General features: G+C 39.0%; 21 protein-coding genes, 1 pseudogene and 1 riboswitch. Of the genes and pseudogenes, 17 read left to right on the forward strand and 5 right to left on the reverse strand.

Features of this window, described 5'->3' with window-relative positions; translation table 11 throughout:
* The first annotated feature begins 20 nt into the window (after positions 1-20).
* From ACM5BR_RS11840 to ACM5BR_RS11860, 5 genes are all read left to right on the forward strand, one after another.
* Positions 21-260 (forward strand): DUF1146 family protein, encoded by a 240-nt coding sequence (locus ACM5BR_RS11840; RefSeq protein ID WP_416828125.1) that lies wholly within the window; start codon positions 21-23, stop codon positions 258-260.
* A 63-nt stretch (positions 261-323) separates the two neighbouring features.
* Positions 324-1,037: a YwmB family TATA-box binding protein gene (locus tag ACM5BR_RS11845; RefSeq protein WP_416828126.1), complete on the forward strand. Its 714-nt coding sequence runs from the start codon at positions 324-326 to the stop codon at positions 1,035-1,037.
* A gap of 35 nt (positions 1,038-1,072) precedes the next feature.
* A complete protein-coding gene (gene murA, locus ACM5BR_RS11850; RefSeq protein WP_416828127.1) occupies positions 1,073-2,365 on the forward strand; it encodes a UDP-N-acetylglucosamine 1-carboxyvinyltransferase in 1,293 nt (430 codons plus the stop codon).
* 348 nt (positions 2,366-2,713) lie between these two features.
* Positions 2,714-2,878: a hypothetical protein gene (locus ACM5BR_RS11855; RefSeq protein ID WP_416828128.1), complete on the forward strand. Its 165-nt coding sequence runs from the start codon at positions 2,714-2,716 to the stop codon at positions 2,876-2,878.
* 150 nt (positions 2,879-3,028) lie between these two features.
* Positions 3,029-3,331, forward strand: coding sequence for a hypothetical protein (locus ACM5BR_RS11860; protein WP_416828129.1), 303 nt, complete (start codon positions 3,029-3,031; stop codon positions 3,329-3,331).
* Between the two features lie 452 nt (positions 3,332-3,783).
* Here the strand turns inward: ACM5BR_RS11860 and ACM5BR_RS11865 are convergent, their stop codons facing one another.
* Positions 3,784-4,743 carry a nuclease-related domain-containing protein gene (locus ACM5BR_RS11865; RefSeq protein WP_416828130.1) on the reverse strand — a complete coding sequence of 320 codons (960 nt, stop codon included), beginning with the start codon at positions 4,741-4,743 and terminating at the stop codon, positions 3,784-3,786.
* A 128-nt stretch (positions 4,744-4,871) separates the two neighbouring features.
* Here ACM5BR_RS11865 and spoIID point away from each other — a divergent pair, with 128 nt between their 5' ends.
* The 7 genes from spoIID (at position 4,872) to ACM5BR_RS11900 (ending at position 11,616) form a co-directional block, all read left to right on the forward strand.
* A complete protein-coding gene (gene spoIID, locus ACM5BR_RS11870; protein ID WP_416828132.1) occupies positions 4,872-5,873 on the forward strand; it encodes a stage II sporulation protein D in 1,002 nt (333 codons plus the stop codon).
* A gap of 122 nt (positions 5,874-5,995) precedes the next feature.
* Positions 5,996-6,165: riboswitch (M-box (ykoK) riboswitch) on the forward strand.
* 390 nt (positions 6,166-6,555) lie between these two features.
* Positions 6,556-8,172, forward strand: a complete 1,617-nt coding sequence (locus ACM5BR_RS11875) for an Nramp family divalent metal transporter (protein ID WP_416828134.1) — start codon at positions 6,556-6,558, stop codon at positions 8,170-8,172.
* A 150-nt stretch (positions 8,173-8,322) separates the two neighbouring features.
* A complete protein-coding gene (locus tag ACM5BR_RS11880; protein ID WP_416828135.1) occupies positions 8,323-8,778 on the forward strand; it encodes a hypothetical protein in 456 nt (151 codons plus the stop codon).
* 15 nt (positions 8,779-8,793) lie between these two features.
* On the forward strand, positions 8,794-9,087 hold the full coding sequence (locus ACM5BR_RS11885) for a DUF2653 family protein (RefSeq protein WP_416828136.1): 294 nt from the start codon (positions 8,794-8,796) through the stop codon (positions 9,085-9,087).
* Between the two features lie 586 nt (positions 9,088-9,673).
* Positions 9,674-10,108 carry a DMT family transporter gene (locus ACM5BR_RS11890; protein ID WP_416828137.1) on the forward strand — a complete coding sequence of 145 codons (435 nt, stop codon included), beginning with the start codon at positions 9,674-9,676 and terminating at the stop codon, positions 10,106-10,108.
* 56 nt (positions 10,109-10,164) lie between these two features.
* Entirely contained in the window at positions 10,165-10,665 is a 501-nt protein-coding gene (locus tag ACM5BR_RS11895; protein WP_416828139.1) for a GrpB family protein, read from the forward strand.
* A gap of 120 nt (positions 10,666-10,785) precedes the next feature.
* Entirely contained in the window at positions 10,786-11,616 is an 831-nt protein-coding gene (locus tag ACM5BR_RS11900) for a peptidoglycan DD-metalloendopeptidase family protein (protein WP_416828141.1), read from the forward strand.
* A 50-nt stretch (positions 11,617-11,666) separates the two neighbouring features.
* Here the strand turns inward: ACM5BR_RS11900 and ACM5BR_RS11905 are convergent.
* Positions 11,667-11,833: pseudogene (locus ACM5BR_RS11905) on the reverse strand (DUF6434 domain-containing protein); the annotation flags it as partial.
* Positions 11,834-12,161: 328 nt separating this feature from the next.
* On the opposite strand from ACM5BR_RS11905, the gene ACM5BR_RS11910 reads away from it, so the two are divergent.
* Positions 12,162-12,314 carry a hypothetical protein gene (locus ACM5BR_RS11910; protein ID WP_416828143.1) on the forward strand — a complete coding sequence of 51 codons (153 nt, stop codon included), beginning with the start codon at positions 12,162-12,164 and terminating at the stop codon, positions 12,312-12,314.
* A gap of 141 nt (positions 12,315-12,455) precedes the next feature.
* Here ACM5BR_RS11910 and ACM5BR_RS11915 read toward each other — a convergent pair whose 3' ends face one another.
* Together ACM5BR_RS11915 and ACM5BR_RS11920 are read right to left on the reverse strand one after the other, a co-directional pair.
* A complete protein-coding gene (locus tag ACM5BR_RS11915) occupies positions 12,456-13,289 on the reverse strand; it encodes a Cof-type HAD-IIB family hydrolase (protein WP_416828144.1) in 834 nt (277 codons plus the stop codon).
* 4 nt (positions 13,290-13,293) lie between these two features.
* Entirely contained in the window at positions 13,294-14,052 is a 759-nt protein-coding gene (locus ACM5BR_RS11920; RefSeq protein ID WP_416828145.1) for a DeoR/GlpR family DNA-binding transcription regulator, read from the reverse strand.
* Positions 14,053-14,206: 154 nt separating this feature from the next.
* On the opposite strand from ACM5BR_RS11920, the gene ACM5BR_RS11925 reads away from it, so the two are divergent.
* The 3 genes from ACM5BR_RS11925 to ACM5BR_RS11935 all read left to right on the forward strand — a co-directional run bounded on the left by ACM5BR_RS11925 (position 14,207) and on the right by ACM5BR_RS11935 (position 16,891).
* Positions 14,207-14,827 (forward strand): HAD family hydrolase, encoded by a 621-nt coding sequence (locus ACM5BR_RS11925; RefSeq protein ID WP_416828146.1) that lies wholly within the window; start codon positions 14,207-14,209, stop codon positions 14,825-14,827.
* A gap of 446 nt (positions 14,828-15,273) precedes the next feature.
* The gene (locus ACM5BR_RS11930; protein ID WP_416828147.1) at positions 15,274-15,723 is read left to right on the forward strand and encodes a VOC family protein; all 450 of its coding nucleotides are present in this window, start codon (positions 15,274-15,276) and stop codon (positions 15,721-15,723) included.
* A 367-nt stretch (positions 15,724-16,090) separates the two neighbouring features.
* Complete coding sequence (locus ACM5BR_RS11935; RefSeq protein ID WP_416828148.1) at positions 16,091-16,891, forward strand: CPBP family intramembrane glutamic endopeptidase; 801 nt, start codon at positions 16,091-16,093, stop codon at positions 16,889-16,891.
* Between the two features lie 580 nt (positions 16,892-17,471).
* On the opposite strand, the gene ACM5BR_RS11940 is transcribed toward ACM5BR_RS11935, so the two are convergent.
* Entirely contained in the window at positions 17,472-17,900 is a 429-nt protein-coding gene (locus tag ACM5BR_RS11940; protein ID WP_416828149.1) for a MarR family winged helix-turn-helix transcriptional regulator, read from the reverse strand.
* 284 nt (positions 17,901-18,184) lie between these two features.
* Between ACM5BR_RS11940 and ACM5BR_RS11945 the strand changes: the two genes are divergently transcribed.
* Positions 18,185-20,467: an MMPL family transporter gene (locus ACM5BR_RS11945; protein ID WP_416828150.1), complete on the forward strand. Its 2,283-nt coding sequence runs from the start codon at positions 18,185-18,187 to the stop codon at positions 20,465-20,467.
* Positions 20,468-20,572 lie beyond the last annotated feature (105 nt).

Genomic DNA, 20,572 nt, shown 5'->3' on the forward strand with positions numbered 1-20,572 from the left:
GCTGATGGAAGGAGGAAAACATGGAAGTGGTACAGTTTGGACAGCAAGCACTCATATCCATCTTCTCACATTTACTCTTTATTACGATTACATGGTGGGCGCTTCAAGGCATTCATTTAGAGAGGATTATGAAGAAGGGAAAAGTCCTGCAAACAAAAGTATTATTATTACTACTTACGATTGCTGTCGGAACGACCGTTAGCAACTTTTTCTTAGATTATTTAGGATACTCCAAGAGTCTGACGTATCTTTTTAAGTAAATTTTGTCTGAGTATATTTCCTCCCCGCCGCGTCAAAAATGGACGTAGAGAGGGGATGAACGAATGCGTACTGTCACGATGGTCATTTTCATGGTAGGGGTAAGTGTCGTATTGATTTTTGCCGGCTTTAGCCGGACACAAGCTGTAACGCCGCAAGAGCAGCTATCCAAAATGCGTGCTGTTTTGGAGGCAAACGATGCGGTTATGCAGGATTGGACGATGACTGAAAAACAAGAAGATCATACAGTTTATGATATACATACATTTCATGCTCTTCTTCAAAAACTGGAACATGACTTACATGTGACAGATTGGACATTCGAAAACTCAGCAGAAGGATATAAAGCAACTGCAGTAAAGAATTTCTCTGATTACAAAGAAAGATTGGTTGTAACTTGGATTAAAGAGAATACTACCAATACAACCTTTATTATTCACGAAATAACAGGAACGAAGTGGGACGATTCCACTGCTGTGATGATTAATAAAATTTTTAGTCAAAAATCCACAATTTATACTTGTATTCGAGCCATTTCGAGTGATAACATGGAAGGTGTTTTGTTAACTAGAGCGAAAAGCATCCTTCAAGGATTAGATGCAAGGCCAGTAGAGGCTACGCAGGAAAGAGCATTTGTATCCATCTCTGCATATACTGGGAAGTGGAATGACGCTCTTACAATCCAAAAAGAGAAAATCAATGTGCAAGTCGCATTGCGAAATGCAGACAACAAGACGACGATTGTGATTGGCACACCAGTGATTACGTCTGAATATTGAATAGATGTTAAATTTTTGACACGGAGGGGAATACCTTGGAAAAGATCATCGTCCGTGGCGGGAAACAGCTAAACGGTTCAGTGCGCGTAGAAGGCGCAAAGAATGCAGTTCTGCCTATACTCGCTGCATCCTTATTAGCGAGTGACGGAAAAAATGTGTTATTCGATGTACCAGCTCTATCCGATGTGTATACCATCAACGAAGTGTTGCGTCATTTGAATGTAGATGTTGTATTTGAAGATGGCCATGTCGTAATTGATGCACAGAAAGAGCTGAATATTGAAGCACCATTTGAGTACGTTCGAAAAATGCGCGCGTCTGTACAAGTTATGGGACCGCTCTTAGCTCGCAAGGGTCATGCCAGAATTGCACTGCCAGGCGGATGTGCAATCGGATCACGTCCGATTGATCAACATTTAAAAGGCTTCGAAGCAATGGGAGCAAAAGTAAGAGTAGGAAACGGATTTGTCGAAGCATACACCGACGGAGCATTACATGGAGCAAAAATCTACTTAGACTTCCCAAGCGTTGGTGCGACAGAAAACATAATGTCAGCTGCCGTCCTCGCACAGGGAACTACTATTATTGAAAACGCAGCAAAAGAACCAGAAATTGTCGACCTTGCAAACTTCTTAAATGCAATGGGAGCAAAAGTCCGCGGTGCCGGCACAGGTGCCATTCGCATCGAAGGAGTTACTACATTATATGGAGCGAAGCATCATGTTATTCCGGATCGCATCGAAGCTGGAACATTTATGGTTGCTGCCGCTATCACAGGTGGTAACGTTCTAATCGAAAATGCAGTACCTGAACATTTACGTCCGCTTACTGCCAAAATGGAAGAAATGGGTGTAACGATTATCGAGGAAGGCGAAGGCCTCCGCATAATCGGACCAAAAACTCTAAAAGCAGTCGACGTAAAAACCATGCCACATCCAGGATTTCCTACAGACATGCAAGCCCAAATGATGGCACTCTTGCTTCGAGCAGAAGGTACTAGCATGATCACGGAAACGGTATTCGAAAACCGCTTCATGCACGTAGAAGAATTCCGCCGGATGAACGCCGACATAAAAATCGAAGGCCGTGCGGTCATTCTAAACGGACCATGTGAACTTCAAGGAGCAGAAGTCACCGCCACGGACCTCCGTGCAGCCGCTGCTCTTATCGTAGCCGGTCTCGTAGCAGATGGACATACGCGAGTAACGGAACTGAAGCACTTAGACCGCGGTTATGTGAATTTCCACAATAAGCTTGCTGCATTAGGTGCGGACATTGAACGGATTACAGAACAAGAAATCAAGCAGGTATCGGACGTACATGCTTAAGATTTTTGAGGGAACCCTCTCGCGCGAACGCGCGGGAGGGTTTTCTTTGTTTTGGGGGGGAGGTGGTAGGAGGTTGATAGGTTGCGAGGGTACGTGGTTAGGTAAGAGGTTGATAGATTACGATGGTATGTGGTTAGGTAGGAGGTTAATAGATTACGATGGTACCATACGAGGTATGGTGTATTGTTTGTGAGAGAGAGGAAAGAGCGAGAATACAGAGGTTTAACGGCGGAAATGAGGTATCTAACGGTGAAAAATAGAGGTTTAACGGCGAAATAGGATGAGGTAACGGCAAAAGGAGAACAGAAGGAGAGGGAAAGAGGAGCACCCCGGAGTTTAACGGCGGAAATGATATATTTAACGGCGAAAAACAGAGGTGTAACGGCGAAACAGGAAGAGGTAACGGCAAAAGGAGAACAGAAGGAGAGGGAAAGAGGAGCACCCCGGAGTTTAACGGCGGAAATGATATATTTAACGGCGAAAAACAGAGGTTTAACGGTGAAAAGGGCATAGGTAACGGCAAAAGGAGAGCAGAAGGAGAGGAAAAGAGGCCCTCCCCGAAGTTTAACGGCGGGAATAAGGAATTTAACGGCGAAAAACAGAGGTGTAACGGCGAAACTAGGACGAGGTAACGGCAAAAGGAGAGCAGAAGGAGAGGAAAAGGTGAGATCTCCGAAGTTTAACGGTGGAAATGAGGAATTTAACGGCGAAAAGTTAAGGTTTAACGGTGAAACAGGCATAGGTAACGGCGAACGGGGAGCAGAAGGAGAGGGAAAGAGGAGTACCCCGGAGTTTAACGGCGGAAATGATATATTTAACGGCGAAAAACAGAGGTTTAACGGTGAAAAGGGCATAGGTAACGGCAAAAGGAGAGCAGAAGGAGAGGAAAAGAGGCCCTCCCCGAAGTTTAATGGCGGAACGGAGGTATTTAACGGCGAAAAAAGCAGGTTTAACGGCGAAACTTGATGCGGTTACGGCGAAAAGGGTCCTGATCAAGAGGAAAAGAAGGTCTCCCCGAAGTTTAACGGCGGAAATGAGGAATTTAACGGCGAAAAACAGAGGTGTAACGGCGAAACTAGGATAGGTAACGGCGAACGGGGAGCAGAAGGAGAGGAATAGAGGATCCCCCCGAAGTTTAACGGCGGAAATGGTGTATTTAACGGCGAAAAACAGAGGTTTAACGGCGAAACGGGCATAGGTAACGGCGAACGGGGAACAGAAGGAGAGGAAAAGAGAAGGTCCCTGAATTTTAACGGCAGAACTGCTGCATTTAACGGCGAAAAACAGAGGTGTAACGGCGAACCCGGATGAGGTAACGGCAAAAGGAGAACAGAACGAGAGAAGGGAGCAGGAAACTAGTGTTTAATGGACAAAAAAAGAGCCGTTCCGTTAAAACGGTAGCTCCTTGTAAATTTACTCTATAGGGGCAGCTGATATACCCTTTGTTTTTTCATGCCGGTATGAGATAGGTTCATAGAACCGAGTAAGTATTTGGCTACGTTTTTTGATTCGATATGCAAGAATTTTCGCATGTTTCGATTTGTGATGGTGGGACCAAATAGTAGTGCATAGTCATGGAGCGCAGTTAAGTGTGCATGTTTAGATGTGTGTCCGCAGGTTGGGCAGAGCCAGGTTCCTCTTACTCTGTTCATGGGGATGGATTGGCATTTGTCGCATTGGACTCCGGTTATTACATCGGATTTGGGGATGCCATAGGTGCTGAGAATGTCAGTTTCTAAAGGCTGATGATTTTGTAATAGCTGGGTAGATAGTCTCGCAATCTGTTTCGCGGTGAGTACCTCTTTTCGGTATGCTTTTTCAAAGTTCCTTACGTGTAAGGGGAGTTTGGCATTGTGAATGACTTTGTTGTAGATACTTCTGTTATTTTCTGAGGTTTCGATTATAGATCGCGGGGAGCTGATGACAATTAAGGACTCCAGTGGGATGGTTGTGTATTTATGGTGATGTAGCCATCTCTTTAAATTTTCGCATTGTAGGTTAATCTGGAGGATGGGGTCTGGGAAGGCTTCTTTTTTTTTCTCTGTTTTTCGGATAAGTTGGTTGAAGTTGGTATCAAAATATAGGGTGCCTGTGATATTTTTTACTTCAATTATAAGAATGAAATATTTAGAGAGTATGAGGGTGTCTAGTTGAAAGTGGCGGGTTTCGCTATAGAGGCGCAAATCGTGGAAAATGTGGTAGTGATCTTGCAGGTAGCTGATGGAGTAGTCCATTTCGCATTCGCCTTTGTAGCCAGCCATTCGTTTTGCTAGATTGTCAGTGATAGATAGTCGGATTGCGTGTTCAAGTGGAAGTCTTCGAAGTAAGGCTTCCAGCTTTTTTACATAGAGGGGAACGCTTCGAGGTTTTTTAATCATACTGATCCTCCTTATTTTGTTAGTAACATATTTCGCCATGAATAGATTTTTTCCTGTTAGAAATTCCGTTCTAAACGCTCGTCCAGTTCCATAAGTATTATCATGAAGTCTTTTTATGGAGGATACTGATGAAGGTAACGAAACCCATTTTCGTATTTCTTTCAAGTGTACTGGTTGTAGTCGTAGTTATTCCTAGCTTATTAGTACTATTCCCCGCAAAGTCGAAGGAGCCGGTGAAGCAAGCCCCGCTTACTGCTTCTGCGCAGCCTACGCCGAGCGCCGTTGAAGTGGCTGTGTTTCGGAGCGGGCAGAATAAGGTGGATCGTATGCCGATTGAGAGTTATGTTGCAGGGGTTGTGGCAGCTGAAATGCCTGCAGATTTTGAAATGGAGGCATTGAAGGCGCAGGCTTTAGCGGCGCGTACATTTGTTGTGAAACGGATGCTAACTGGTCAATTACTAGCGAACAACGCGAACGTAACGGATACGGTTGATAACCAGGTGTATAAAAATGAAGAGGAATGGAAGACGCTATGGGGTAAGGATTACGATTGGAAAATGAAACGTGTGAAAGATGCAGTAAGTGCAACGACTGGACAAGTGCTAACGTATAACGGGGATCCGATTACTGCTTCCTTCTTCTCAATGAGCAATGGGTACACAGAAAACGTAGAGGATTATTGGGGCGGGACCTCGCCGTATCTGCGCAGCGTCGAAAGTCCTTGGGATAAAGATGCCCCTAAATTTACGAGTGAACAGCGAGTGAGTGTATCGGATTTTCAAAAGAAGCTTGGTGTTCAAGTGTTGGCGAATGGAACGGTGGGAACGATTGCCGGGCGCACTGCCGGGCAGCGTGTAAAAAATGTTGATTTTAACGGGAAAACGCTATCTGGGAAAGACATCCGTGAAAAGTTAGGTCTCCGTTCCTCCGATTTTACATGGAAGCAAGAGGGCGGCATGATTACCATTACGACTAAGGGATTCGGGCACGGCGTTGGCATGAGCCAATATGGCGCGAACGGCATGGCCAAATCCGGGAAATCCTACAAGGACATCGTCCAGCATTATTACCAGGGCGTGGCCATTTCCAATCTAAGTGATTTTGAAGGGAAACTCGTTGTGAAAAAATAAAACAGTTGAGCAAGCCGTAAGTATCGTATCAATTGGTGAATCGATAGTTGAGTAATTTTTGTATAGACTCTTTCTTACCCCCCATGCTATAATTAATGAGTTAAAAGGATACATTTAGACGCTACAGTTCTCGTTAGGCGAGGCGTCTGTGTAAACATAGGCCACTGCCCGGAAATGTCGAAAGACGCCAATGGGTAGAACAGGTATTGCCGGATTAAGGCTTTACTTAAGGTGGCTGAGTTGTAAAACTCTACGTTGCACAGTGCTGAAGCTATAGCTAGGGGGATTTAGAGCTGCATGTTATTTAATTTGTCATGCATCCCCCTGTTTAGTAGAACAGGGGGTTTTTTGCGTTTCCCCGGGTCGCCTAGGATAGGCTTGTTATTTTAATAATGAAAAGAGCTTATCTGCCGTTACACAGTGAAGATTGTAGCGCATATACTAAATGGATTCAAACAACATGAAGATTTTTCCCGGTTAGAAGATTGTGGTGGATTCGAATATCAAATAAAGGAGTTGAGGAATGAATGCCAGACAGTGGTCAGTCGGGAGACAGTAGTAAGCGGAGGAGTAATAGTGCTGCGCGCAACAGATATGTCAAATAGAATAGAAGAAAGATAGTATTGGCGTATGTGTTGCGCGTAGTAGCTCCTCCGATAGAAGAGATAAGGAGGAGAGCGAGATGAGTCAAGTTAAGAAAGCGGCGGTTTTAGACCATGCACATGTTGGGGATATTCATGGTGCGTTTGGTTCCATTTCTCAGCACGATTTAGATCCACGGAATGATTTTCGTTCCCGTTTGAAGACGTTGCTTGCGGTTATGGGTCCAGGTTTGATTGTAATGGTTGGGGATAATGATGCAGGTGGTGTGGCAACGTATGCACAAGCAGGGCAAAATTATGGCACGAGCCTATTATGGGTTTTGCTTCTGCTCATTCCTGTGTTAATTGTTTGTCAAGAAATGGTTGTACGGCTCGGCCTTGTTACGGGTGTTGGCCATGCACAGCTTATTTTCAATCGGTTCGGTAAGTTTTGGGGTTGGTTTTCTGTTGGGGACTTATTTCTTGTTAATTTCTTGACGATTGTAACGGAGTTTATTGGAATTAGCTTGGCGATGGCTCATTTTGGTGTGAGTCCCTATATAAGCGTTCCGGTTGCAGGTGTTATGCTTATTATGTTTACGATTTCCGGCAGCTTCCGCAGCTGGGAGCGGTTTATGTATTTGTTTATCATAACGAATTTTATTGCCATTCCGATGGCATTTATGGCGCATCCAACGCTTACTCCGATTATGACGGGCTTTTTCGTTCCTCATATTCAAGGTGGATTGAACGGCAATGTTATGCTTCTCATCATCGGAATTGTTGGTACAACAGTAGCACCTTGGCAGCTATTCTTCCAACAATCCAATGTCATTGATAAACGACTTACTCCACGTTGGATGAAATATGAACGTGCGGATACGATTATTGGAGCATTCGTTGTTGTTATTGGGGCAGCAGCGCTTATTATTACGACGGCGTTTGCGTTCCAAGGAACACATTTTGCGGGTAACTTTAATGATAGCGGTGCGGTTGCATCAGGACTTACCAGCACGCTTGGTCCTGTTGTTGGCAACATCTTTGCCATTGTGCTTTTGAATGCATCTATTATCGGTGCAGCAGCGCTTACGCTTTCTACTTCTTATGCGTTCGGTGACGTATTTATGGTGAAGCATTCCCTTCACCGTTCTTGGAAGGATGCAAAGCTTTTCTATGCTGTGTATGTTTTCATTATTGCTGCAGCAGGAGCGATTGTCCTTATTCCTCATGCTCCGCTTGGTTTGATTACAATTCTTGTGCAAGCATTAGCAGGGGTACTCCTTCCTAGTGCGACTGTGTTTTTAGTTCTTCTTTGCAATGATAAGCATGTACTTGGTCCATGGGTAAATAAACCATGGCAAAACGCAGTTAGCATGGTGATTGTAGGTGCACTGGTTATGCTGTCACTTATTTTAGCAACAACGACTATTTTTCCAGATATCAATGTACCGATGCTTGTTGAAGTGTTAGCAATCATTTTTGGCATTACCTTATTGATCGCAGGGGCATGGTGGTGGAAAAATAATCGTAATCAACCACGAGTGAAAGAAGTGGTTGATGAGGAAGAACGCATAGAATGGCGCATGGATCCGCTTGAAGATTTACCACCTGTTAAAGGATCAAAGGGACGTACGTTTGGAATGGTAACCTTACGATTGTATTTAATTGTTGCGGTCGGTATGTTAGTTGTGAAAGCATTCCAATTAGCACTTGGATGATACGGGAAGAAGCCTGCTAGGAAGGCTTCTTTCTTCTTTTTCGATACAAAAAGTGTTCGTTTATAGAAGATTTTACTATTGCTATTTATCGTAAAAAGCTGTATACCATCATATATAGAGATTTTAACTATAGGGAGAGGAAGAACGATTATGAAAGTGTATAACAGACTATTATCATTCGCTATTGCATTTACGCTTTTGTTTTTACCTGTTGTTGCACAGGCAAAGGGATTTAGCGGCGGATCAAGTTCAAGCTCTTCTAGAAGCAGCAGTTCCGTACACAGCAGCAGTTCTTCAAACTCTGGTACGTATCATTCTGGCTATAAGGCTCCTTCGTCTAGTGTGCAATCGAAGCAGCCATCTTATAATAATAATTCGGCAAATACGACCCAATCAAAGCCTAGATCTGGCTTCTCTAGCTTCTTTTCTCATGCAGCAGCCTTTGGCGCTGGTGCATTTCTAGGAAATATGTTCCATCCGTTTGGTGGGTATGGATATGGAGGCATGGGAGTAGGTCACGGTTTCTCTTTATTTGGATTATTGGCAGATATCTTAGTGATTGCTCTTATCGTATGGGTATTTCGCCGTATATTTGCAAGACGATAGGAAGGGGAAGTAGCCATGAAACTTTATTTTGAAGAACAAGATGTTGTGGATGCGGTTTGTGTGTACGAAGCATCTCTTCATTCATACCGTCCTGAACAAATCGATGTGGATTTGCAATTTAATCAAGAACAGAAATTTCATGCAAGTGCTCGCCTGCCGTATCGTACGGTCGAACTGAATGAACAGGATTTAATTGATGCGATTGCTGTTTACTTGCGTGACTATCACAACTTTATGCCAGACCGGTTACGCATTGATTTGCAATTTGATCCGGCAACAGGTATTACAGCAGATATTATTGCAGAGTAAGGTGTTTAGGCAAAGAAGCTACTCGAATGAGTAGCTTCTTTTGCATTTTATTTTAGAAATTTTTTTATAAACATTACGTACATATACTATAATAGTAGTAGGTAAACGTAAAAAATTATATCCTAATAAACTACTTATGTGTGTTCGATTCATTTATCATATTTTTAAAAAAGGTGGTTGGATATTATGACTATTTTAAGAGAACTTATTATTAGATGTGTATTAGTTGTTGTATTAAATGATGCCATTATATTTTACGTGCTTAGTAAACGTTCTCAGAAAATAACATTGCCTTTAGCAATTGGAATTATAGTAATCACATGTATCGCATTAGTAATTAATATTTGGTATTGTCTTTATCGAAACGGAATAAAATAAACGTATTTTTTTACTATAAATTCACTTGGAATTTTAAACAAAAAAGACCAACAAATCGATATACAAATTTGATGGTCTTTTTATTTTACATTTTTAATTTCTGCGATAGGTTGATTTGTACTGAATCATTTTTCTCCTATGCAGGAAAGAGCCCTAGCGAGAGCGAAAGTTACAATTTCATTCTGACATAACGAAGGAGAGGTTTCATGTGAATTGGTTATTCTATGTACTTGCGTTACTGAGCGGTGTGGTGCTGGCGCTGCAGGCAGCGATTAACGGCGGACTTGGGAAGCGAATTGGTTCGATAGAAGGAGCGTTCGTTTCCTTTTCGGTGGGCACTCTTGCCTTGCTGGTAGCTGTCTTATTCATTGGAAAGGGGACGCTCCCTTCCTTAGCAGGTATTCCGAAATATCAGCTTACCGGCGGTTTGATGGGAGCATTTTATGTAGCGATTTCCGTTATGGTTGTACCGAAGCTTGGCGTAGCCTCGACGCTTACGGCTGTTATCGTAGGGCAGCTTATTATGGGATCGATCATTGATCACTATGCCTTGCTTGGCGGAAAGCAGATTTCCTTTGATATGAAGAGAGCATTAGCGCTTGTTTGTTTAGGAGTAGGTTTATGGTTATTTTACAAGAAATAAAAATTCTATATATTAAAATATTATGTTAAAATGGTGTTTAGTAAGGAGGTGAAGCGATGACAGGACGTGTTCATTTTCAAGAAGAACAGTACTTTCAAAGACAGATAGAATCCTTATTTAGTAAGCAGAAATCGAATTTAAGAAGTTTTCTCCCGTATGCGGATATTCGGCATGTAGGTAGTACGGCAGTTCCAGGTATGATTACGAAGGGCGATCTTGATATACAAGTGCGTGTAGCTGAGAAGGACTTTGAGGCAGCGAAGAAAATATTAGATGCCCTGTATGATCGGAACGAGGGAAGCCCTACAACGGAACATTTTATATCCTTTAAAGATGACAGCATCAAACCACCGCTTGGGATTCAGCTTACCGTAAAAGATAGCGAATTCGATATTTTCTGGAAAATTACAGAAGTGCTGAAAGAAAGTGAATCATGGCGAAGTGCATATAATGAATTAAAGCAAACATTCGAAGGACATGATATGGAAGAGTATCGCAAGGCCAAGTCGGACTTCTTACAACGTTTGATGCAAACATCCTTGTTCCAAGCAAAATAATCGTACATAACAAGAGAGTGTCAGGGGAGCTGATGCTCTTTTTTTGTCGAAAAAATAAATTTTCCATTTTTGTATAGATTATCTGAATATTGTTCACAATGTTGCTGAGGTGATAATCGAATGAGAAATGGAGAAAATAAGCAATCTCGAAAAGTAGTACGCTTGTTTCAAAAACGTTGGGTTTTTCCTGCTGTGTATATTGTGAGTGCAGCTGTTATTTTATCTGCAGCTCTTTGGTACCAAATGAGTAATGATAATCAAAGTGTGCAGCAGGCGCCATCTGCACCATATAGCCAGCATGAAGCGCCATCTGTACCTGTTACGAAGGTAGCGGAGGTGTTGAAGCTTCCTGTAGCTGATACTGCGAGCGTTTCCGTTAAGAAGAAATTCTATGAAGACAAGGCTCCAGCCGCTGAGCAAGAGCAAGCACTCGTATTCTATAACAACACATATACTCCGAACACAGGAATCGATCTTGTGGCAGGTAACGGTGAAAAAATGTTTGATGTAACCGCTGCCGTAAGCGGAACCGTGACAAAAGCGGAAAAAGATGCGCTTCTTGGCTATATCGTAGCAATTGACAACGGTAACGGTATTTCTACCTTCTACCAAAGCCTAAACGACACAAAGGTAGAAGTTGGTCAAAACGTAACACAAGGACAAGTCCTTGGACAAGCTGGACTTAGCGAAATGAACAAGGAGCTTGGCTACCACGTTCACTTCGAGCTTCGCAAAGACGGCGTAGCTGTAAACCCTGAGAAATTTCTAGACAAATCTCTTACGGACGTGAAAGCAGAGCCAACAACTGCACCAGCTAAAGACTCTACAGATGACCAAAAAGATCCAGCGAAGAATGACAATCAACAATCCGATAACCAAACATCTGGTAACTCTGGCAACGATCAACAGCCAGACGATAGTCAAAACCAAGATTCTTCTTCAAATAATTAATGGTTGTATGGGAGGAAGCTGTCTTATCAGTCACGATAAGGCGGCTTTTCTTATGTATATTTGTTACTTCCAGGAAGTTTCTTAATTTCGTTCCGGCTTCAATCGCTTCCGTACGATTTTTCCCTTTATTATTTGCGTCAGAAAAAAAGTCACGAATAAATTGATTGTATTCAAATTGAGGAGCAATTTGTTTCTGATAGGATGGGTCTTTCTTTCGATTAAAACGATATATAATATCCTAAATCCTGATAAATTAAGGAATGTTGAAAAAAGACGGCACTAGGCCGTCTTTTTAAGAGGTTCTGAATGGGCCACAGAGGTTTTATTGACGAAATCGATATATTTATCAACAAAAAAGCATCGTTTATCGACGAAAATTAAAATATATCGACGAAAAGCAGACTTTTATCAACGAATTTCCTCGATTTATCGATTTTTCGCAAAATCCGACACATTTCGCCCCGCACTCCCCCTACTTATTCTGAAATACTCGCTTCATACGCCGCTTGCAGCCGTTTGGTAGATGACAGGGGAGGGGGAGATAGATGTCGACGGGCTGGACGGTTACCGTCGTGGTATTGTCATTCTTCTTTGTCATTGTTTTCTTTGTTATGGGTACGCGGCCGGAGACTTCTGGTGATTCAAGTTTTCGAAATGAAGGAGAGGACACAGATGAAAATAAGAAAGAGAGCGTTTAGTAAACAGCTTTCTTTTATCTATGCTTTATTTTATTATCTACTTCATTCAAAAAATATGGCGCATTCAATGTACGTTTTGCAACGTTAATGGTACAAGCCAATATTTTTTAAATATCTGAGGTTCTTTATGAATGTGAAATATCATAAACAATTTTCTAATGTCAAAAGTACTAATTTTTCTATTGCCTTAGCAACGCCATTATCTGTATTTGAATCCGTTATATATTTTACAGATTTTCGAATTTCTTGAGGGGCATTTCCCATTGCGACTCCCAACCCTACATATCCGAGCATTTCCAAATCATTATAACTATCCCCAATAGCCATCACTTCTTTTGGATCTATATTGTAAAAGTTTTCGATTACGTATTTTACAGCATTAATTTTTGTGGCTTTTTTATTGGTTACTTCCAAATAGATAGTACCTGATTTATGAATGGAGGATGTTAAATCTTTATTTTCTTTTAAAACTTTTTCGGCTTCTAAAATAACGTCTTTTTCACCAATCATCATTATTTTATGGATGGGAGCGCTGCTATCAATGAATTCCTTTACATTTAAAATGACTGGAGACAATCCGGTTAAATCCTTCTCAATTTGAACTCCTCTATCTATCTTTGAAGCATACCATTTTGTTTCAGAATATATGCTTAAACTTATTGTTGGAAATTGAGTAGTAATGATATCATAAATAATTTTTGATTCATTTGGTTCTATGAAAATACTAGAAATACTTTCAAAACTTCCATTTTGATATTTGGAGATAAATCCACCGTTGTAACTTATTATTGGCGTACCCAGTTCTAATTGACTATAATAATCCATCATTTCTTCCTGTGACCTGGCGGATACCAAAATAAAGGGGATGTTTTTTTGTGTTAACTTTTTAATCGTATCAATGTTTACTTTGGTTAATTCGCCCCCCGGTTTAATTAAAGTTCCATCAATATCTGAAAAGATTAGTTTTGGAATCATAGTATTACTCCTCATCTGCGATTATGATTTCGGTGTTGTCGTTAAAATATTTCCTTTGTTCATTGGTTAATGATTTATCGGTAATCAATACATTAATTTTACTAATAGAACAAACTTGGTAAGGAGATTTATTATGGAATTTTTGGTTTTCCGCTACTAAAATGACTTTACGAGAATTTTTAACTACACATTGCATAATTGCGGCATCTTCCTGATTTACTAGATAAATACCTTTTTCATCTATACTAGAGGCTGCAACAAAAGCTATGTCAAAAGATATTTTGCTTATTTTTTGCAGAGTATCCATTCCATAAAAAAAACGATTTTCAATATTTAATACTCCGCCTAGCAAATTGACATGTATTTGTTCCTTTAATGACATAGCCAAAACATTATCCAGGGAGTGGGTAAATACCGTTATTTTTTCATTAACATTTTGACAGAATTTAAGCAAGATAGTTGAAACATCCACAAAGCACACGGAATCTTTTTTAAGAAAATGTAAGGCGGCTTTAGCAATCGCATTCTTTTCTGTCGTGGATTTTAGCAATCGTTCTTCATAGCCTGGAATAGGATTGTCATAGTTCAGGGAAATAATTCCGCCGTGAGTTTTAATGGCTGCTCCTTTTTCCACAAGCAGTAGAACATCTCTTCTTGCTGTATCTTGAGAAACATGAAATTCATTCATAATTTCTTTCGTTGTTATTTCTTTTTGTTCTGCTAAAATTTCTTTAATTCGAGCAATACGTTTATTCTGATGCATGGTTAGTTCTCCTAGAGTATATTTGCACATTAATAAGTAATTATCGTTAAATATCGTTTTTTATCGTTAAAATTGTACGTTTTTAATTTGATAATGTCAAATTTTTCTGCCATAGTAATTCTATAAATATATTTAAGGAAGAGGGAGCGAGATCATGTATAATACGATTATTTATGACGTTGATGGAACGCTGATTGATACGGAAAAAGCGGTGTTACGTTCGCTTCAAAAAGTCTTAAAAACAGATTATGACAGGGTTGTTCCACTAGAAGACTTGAATTTTGTTCTTGGAATTCCAGGAGGTATATCGTTAACCCAGTTAGGCATTCGTGATATTGAAAAGGCCAATGAACGCTGGAATTACTTTATGAAGGATTTTTTTCATTCCATTAAGGTGTTTAGTGGAATTAAGGATTTATTAGAGACTATAAAGAATAGAAAAATCATTCAAGGTATCGTGACTTCAAAAACTAGCGAAGAATTAATAAATGATTTTGTACCATTTGGACTTACAAGTTATTTGAATCATACTGTTTGTGCTGATGATACCGAAAGACATAAGCCGAATCCAGAACCGATATTGAAGTTTCTAGAGATTTCTAGTGCTGACCCGAAAAAATCTATTTATATTGGAGATACAGTTTACGATTATGAATGTGCAAGAGATGCAGGAATAGATTTTGGTTTAGCGTTATGGGGTTGTAAAAATCACGAGAATATACAAGCTAAATACAAATTTGATAGACCACAGGATATAATTGCTTTACTTGATTAAATGAAAGTAAGACAAGTAATCTATTTGGTGCAATAGCGGATTATTATTGAAAATTACCTTGAAGGGATTTGTGAATAATTGCACTTAAAGTAACGGATAGCTTTAGTAAAATAAACTAAGATTGATAATTTGTAATAAAGTTTGAGAAAAAGGGGCCGTCTAAAAACAAAAATAATACGAAGCATACGAAGTAGGCTGTCTCAGAAATCCCTGATTTTACGGGATTCTTCTTGACAGCCTATTTCGTGAGCTGACTCAAAAGGGAATGGATTTCTCCCTTTTGAGTCAGCTCCTTTTTCTTTTTATATTCTTGTCGATGTTGTAAAACTCCAGTATGTTACTTCACAAAAGGGCCATATAATGAAATGGATCTTTCGAAATATTTAGATTTTTATGTTGATATGAGGATTGTTGTTAAGTAATCTTATAGGGGATGAACATCTAAAATGATTAAAAAACTCTACGAAACTCACTTGCAAGTAAAGGATTTAAAAGCTGCCATCAACTTTTATCAAGATAAGTTAGGGTTTGAATTAGGATATGCAACAGAAAAAAACGCCTTTTTTTGGATTGGAGAACCAGGCTACCAAATGCTGGGTTTATGGCTGGTGCCAGTTTCAAGTGAAATCGAAAAAAGGCACTTTGCTTTTGAAGTAGAATTTGAATTCTTGATTCATTCCATTCAATGGTTGCAGGATCAAAGAATTGAGGTTATTGGAAGTCAGGGAAAAGGCAACGAGGAACCGATTGTTCAAGCATGGATGCCGGCTGCCTGTATTTATTTTTTAGATCCGGATGGGAATCAATTAGAATTCATTTCCATGCTGAATGATAAACCAAGAGAATTAGATTTTGTCCCTTATTTAAGTGAGTGGAACAAATTGTCCAATTCTTAAACAGATTTTTCTTTTTATGTTCTTGATGATGTTGTAAAACTCCAGTATGTTACTCCATAAAAGGGCCAGATTGTGGAATAACATTTTTATTTGTTTTGTGAAGATTGAGAAGAGATGTACTTAACGAACAGTCGTTTAGTTTAATAAGTTGGGAAGTAATGAAGTACCGAAAAAATAACTGTACCACGAAATAGTGCGATAATTGGGCTTAGAAACAAGTCGATAAATTAGAATTTGTAATGGAGATTATTTATATTTTGTGCGGAGCGCAACTTTGAATGGCAGAAAGCAAACATTAGGTGATAAAAGTTAAAGCGTTCATCCGTTAAAATTTAATTTATACTTTAAAATGTGAGGGGAAGAAATAGTGACAGACAAAAAAATCACAGTACAATTTACGATGCTGACATTTTGCATAGCCTATCTTGTGTCAGGTACTTTGATTGCTCTTGGGCAATTCGGATATTCGGTTCACAATTGGGTTTACTCGTTACAGCAATTCGGGATGGATATCCCTTTTGCAATCTATATTTTGTCGCCCGCTATTGCTTCATATATCGTTCTAAAGAAAAATAACAGAATAGCAGGTTTCAAGGAATGGTTGAGCACTGTTTTTTATGTCAAAAATAGCATATCTCTCTATTTGTTCGTTATTGCAGGACTTGCACTGTATTTTTTGATACATATTGCAGTTTCAGGCCGCACGGAAATGGTGCTTCCGTTTTATACGTTCTTCCTTTCCCTGCTTGGTAATCTTTTTATCGGTGGCTTGGAGGAAGCTGGCTGGATGTACATATTGCAGCCTGAGCTTGACAAAAAATACGGTTTTGTTTTGTCTTCTGTTTTTGTTGGAATCATTTGGATTTTATGGCATATCCCTCTCTTCTTTATTCCGGGGACGAATCACGGAGAGGGACTCATTAACTTTTGGATGTTTGCAGTTCAACTCATTGCGTTTCGGTTTTTCAACGGGGCAATCTACAAAATATCAGGGAAAGGCCGTGTGTTTATGTGCGTATTATTCCACACCATGTTCAATGCGGCATCCCCCATCTTCGGCACCATGACTATGACTTGGGCGGGAACCATTGCCGCAAATGCTGTGATTGTTCTTGTTTCAATTGTAACCGTTGTGATATACAACAAAAAGAACAGGCAGATAGTATAAGTATACATGAATAGCCCCCATTATCTAACAGGGGCGCAAATTAACCTATAATTCCCCTTTCTGAAAGAAATGTGATTAACATCAATGTATAAGATTGTGAAATATTGTACTTAAACAAACGGGTGCTATAGTTGAAGAAGAAGTGAGAGGTTGATACATATTAGTCATGTATAATATGTATCAATCTCTATTTTATACGACTTTGTATGAATTAGGTCTTGATAATAAAACTAAGATTGATAATTTGTAATAAAGTTTGAGAAAAAGGGGCCGTCTAAAAACAAAAATAATACGAAGCATACGAAGTAGGCTGTCTCAGAAATTCCTGATTTTACGGGATTCTTCTTGACAGCCTATTTCGTGAGCTGACTCAAAAGGGAATGGTTTTCTCCCTTTTGAGTCAGCTCCTTTTTCTTTTTATATTCTTGTAGATGTTGTAAAACTCCAGTATGTTACTTCACAAAAGGGCCAGATTGTTGAATAACTCTTTATAAAGAAATTGTAATTTAAGTATCAGAAGAACAAAAGCTGGCCCATTTTATGGGGATCAATCAAGAAGTCTCAAGTTCAGTAAATTTTATTAATAAAATACTTTTTTTTGAAGAATATCTAAAGCAAGTTCAATATCCTCTAAATCTTCTAAAGAGGCATCTTTTAATCGGTTTACAAAATGTGTTTCGATTACATTGAAAGCCAAACTCATCATTAATTCACCGTCCTTGGAGAGGCGAATTAATTGTTTTCTTCTATCTCCCGAATCCCCGGATTTTTCTATTAATAGCTTTTCACTTAATTTTTTTAGTTCCCTGCTTGTATTCGGCATTGATATATTCTGGCAATCACTAATTTGACTGGGTGTAACAGGCTGATTGACATAAATATATTCAAGAATACTATATTGAACAAGTGTGATGGTATCGGATTTTGCATTTTTTGTCATTTCATGTGTAACGTGATGGACAGAAGCTGTAAAAAACACAAATTTTTGAAAAAGTTTCTTTTTGTCCATAATTTTCACCTCTTAATTAAAAGATAACAAAAATGTTATCGTTTGACAATTATCAATTGACAACAAAATAATGCAAGAGTATTATATTGTTATCATTTGATAACTAAAATAAGGAGGATGTAACTTTTGAAAAGAGCCATACCATTTATCACTTTTAAAATAATTCATTATGGATTTAGAAAAACAAAGAGATATTGATGGTAATATGATGCGATAAAAGGGATGAAGATAACGCAAAAAAGTCTTCGAAAAAAGAAGCGAATAGAAGCATGGGAGTTGTACGAATGAATAATTTCACTGAGAAATGGACTTCGTTTTTGTATCGGTTTAGATGGATCATCATTTTTTGTTTTGTCGGTTTTGTTTTAATTGGCGGATTAGTTGGAGGAAAACTCCCTAATATTCTTAGCGGTGGGGGCTGGGATGTAGAAGGCTCACAAGCATTAAAGGCAAAAGAATTGGTTTCCGAAGGATTTGTAGGGAGGGGAAATGCAAGCCTTACATTAATTGTGAAAGATAGTAAGAATAAAGTTGGCTCTGAAGAATATAGTTCTAAGTTAGAAAAGCTAGTCAACTACATCAAACAACAAGATGAAATTAAGACTGTCTATACTTGGCTGGATGCACCAAAAGAGGTTAGGGAGCGCATGGTGGGAAAAGATCAATACACAAGTATGGGGTTTGTTGGGCTAAATATAGACGAAGGTAAGGCTATTAACATTTTACCAAAAGTTCAAAAGGGAATTGTAAATAAAGCAGAAGAATTAGGGATAAGTGCTCATATAGTGGGAGTTCCGGCTTTTTGGGGAGATGTAGCTGTTTTTAGTCAAAAAGGTTTATTACAAGCTGAATTGTTTGTGCTGCCATTAATTTTTATTGTTTTATTATTTATCTTTAGAAGCCTAGCTTCTACATTAACTGCCTTACTTGTGACGATTATTTCTATAGCCTCAAGTATGGGGGTAATCTATTTTACTGGTCTGCAATTTGAATTATCTATATTTGTTGAAAATACTGTCATGATGCTGGGGCTTGGTGTAGGGATAGACTATTCCTTAATATTAATCCACCGATTTAAGCTAGAGTTAATAAGACAAGACAATAAAAAAGCTGCTGTCGCCAAAACATTAAAAACAGCAGGTCATACAGTTCTTTTTTCAGGTATAACCATAATGGCAGCTATGTCGGCTCTGTTTTTTGTTCAATTATCAGCAATCAGATCTATAGCATTTGGCGCAGTACTTGTCGTATTCATGGCTGTTCTAACAAGTCTGACACTTTTGCCGGTAGTACTCTTATTATTGGGTGAGAGAATTAATCGATTTAAGATACCTTTTGTTTCCCAACCAAAGGAGGAATTGAATACAAAATGGTATAAGTGGTCACATGCAGTGATGAAAAGACCATTGGCTTATTTGGTCCTTGTAGTAGGTATCCTTATTGTATTGGCAATCCCTGCAAAAGATTTACACACATTTACTCCCGATGCGCGAATATTACCAGGTGAATCTCCGGTAATGCAGGGTGTTAATATGGTTGAAAATTCATTTGGTGTAGGTGCGACAAATCCAATATCAATTGTGATTCATGCAGATAATGGCACTATTACAACAAAAGAAAATTTAGCATATATATCAAGATTATCAGGAGAAATTTCAAAATTAGATAATTTGACAAATGTTTTCTCTTTGTCAACAGTTTTTCCAAAGCAAACACCGGAGGAAATGACTAAAATTCTTTCACAGGATTTAAATCAATTACCTAAGATTAATCAACTTGTTATAAATAGATATATAAATAAATCAAAAGACACCGCAGTCATTGATGTTGATGCTAGTGTATATGCAGCGAGCGATCAGAGTATGGCTGTAGTTAATAAAATTAAAGATGAATTAGTTGCAAAGACTAATCCTCCAAAAGGAGTTCATGTATATGTTGGAGGGCAGACAATAGAAGGGCATGAAGCCAATAATGTGATTGAAAAAAGCTTAATTCCAGTTTTAATCATTATGCTGATTATTGTGTACCTCATCTTGTTTATTACGTTTAGAAGTGTTTTTCTTCCATTGAAAGCAATTATCATGAATTTATTGTCTGTGAGCGCTACATATGGAGTACTTGTATTTGTAATTGCCCAGGGGCATGGTGCTGAGTTTCTCAATATAGATTCCAATGGTTATATTCAAAATTTTGTACCAATTTTGTTGTTAGCTTTATTATTTGGATTAAGTACCGATTATGAAGTATTTGTCCTAAATCGAGTGAAAGAAGAATATATGAAAAGTAAAAATAACGTAGAAAGTATTGCTGTTGGCTTGGGAAGTACCGGTCCGCTTATTTCAGGAGCTGCATTGTTAATGATTGCAGTTTTTGGCGGCTTTTCATTATCTGGAATATTACCTATTCAAACTCTCGGTTTTGGGATGGCAGTTGCGATATTAATTGATGCAACAATTGTAAGGTTTATTCTTGTACCTGTGTCTATGAAATTGCTTGGAGATTTAAACTGGTGGTTTCCGATTAAAAGACATTCTAAACAAAAATTCAAACAGGAGAAAGTTATGTAGTAAATAGGTAAATGAATATTATTTTCTACTAATCAAGGGGATGGAGATGTTAATAAATTATGGAGATTAAAAACTAATCACCAAGAGTATGTGAAGAATAATACT

The organism is Ectobacillus polymachus (genome assembly GCF_048159605.1).
Taxonomy (GTDB): Bacteria; Bacillota; Bacilli; order Bacillales; family Bacillaceae_G; genus Ectobacillus; species Ectobacillus polymachus.

What these genes read in the sequence shown, in the direction of transcription:
- ACM5BR_RS11865 (WP_416828130.1), bottom strand. Translation starts at nt 4,743, where the DNA reads ATGATTAAAAAACCTCGAAGCGTTCCCCTCTATGTAAAAAAGCTGGAA.
- ACM5BR_RS11845 (WP_416828126.1), top strand. Translation starts at nt 324, where the DNA reads ATGCGTACTGTCACGATGGTCATTTTCATGGTAGGGGTAAGTGTCGTA.
- ACM5BR_RS11920 (WP_416828145.1), bottom strand. Translation starts at nt 14,052, where the DNA reads ATGCATCAGAATAAACGTATTGCTCGAATTAAAGAAATTTTAGCAGAA.
- ACM5BR_RS11930 (WP_416828147.1), top strand. Translation starts at nt 15,274, where the DNA reads ATGATTAAAAAACTCTACGAAACTCACTTGCAAGTAAAGGATTTAAAA.
- ACM5BR_RS11855 (WP_416828128.1), top strand. Translation starts at nt 2,714, where the DNA reads ATGATATATTTAACGGCGAAAAACAGAGGTGTAACGGCGAAACAGGAA.
- ACM5BR_RS11925 (WP_416828146.1), top strand. Translation starts at nt 14,207, where the DNA reads ATGTATAATACGATTATTTATGACGTTGATGGAACGCTGATTGATACG.
- ACM5BR_RS11940 (WP_416828149.1), bottom strand. Translation starts at nt 17,900, where the DNA reads ATGGACAAAAAGAAACTTTTTCAAAAATTTGTGTTTTTTACAGCTTCT.
- ACM5BR_RS11880 (WP_416828135.1), top strand. Translation starts at nt 8,323, where the DNA reads ATGAAAGTGTATAACAGACTATTATCATTCGCTATTGCATTTACGCTT.
- ACM5BR_RS11875 (WP_416828134.1), top strand. Translation starts at nt 6,556, where the DNA reads ATGAGTCAAGTTAAGAAAGCGGCGGTTTTAGACCATGCACATGTTGGG.
- ACM5BR_RS11900 (WP_416828141.1), top strand. Translation starts at nt 10,786, where the DNA reads ATGAGAAATGGAGAAAATAAGCAATCTCGAAAAGTAGTACGCTTGTTT.
- ACM5BR_RS11915 (WP_416828144.1), bottom strand. Translation starts at nt 13,289, where the DNA reads ATGATTCCAAAACTAATCTTTTCAGATATTGATGGAACTTTAATTAAA.
- ACM5BR_RS11910 (WP_416828143.1), top strand. Translation starts at nt 12,162, where the DNA reads ATGTCGACGGGCTGGACGGTTACCGTCGTGGTATTGTCATTCTTCTTT.
- ACM5BR_RS11840 (WP_416828125.1), top strand. Translation starts at nt 21, where the DNA reads ATGGAAGTGGTACAGTTTGGACAGCAAGCACTCATATCCATCTTCTCA.
- ACM5BR_RS11945 (WP_416828150.1), top strand. Translation starts at nt 18,185, where the DNA reads ATGAATAATTTCACTGAGAAATGGACTTCGTTTTTGTATCGGTTTAGA.
- ACM5BR_RS11895 (WP_416828139.1), top strand. Translation starts at nt 10,165, where the DNA reads ATGACAGGACGTGTTCATTTTCAAGAAGAACAGTACTTTCAAAGACAG.
- ACM5BR_RS11885 (WP_416828136.1), top strand. Translation starts at nt 8,794, where the DNA reads ATGAAACTTTATTTTGAAGAACAAGATGTTGTGGATGCGGTTTGTGTG.
- spoIID (WP_416828132.1), top strand. Translation starts at nt 4,872, where the DNA reads ATGAAGGTAACGAAACCCATTTTCGTATTTCTTTCAAGTGTACTGGTT.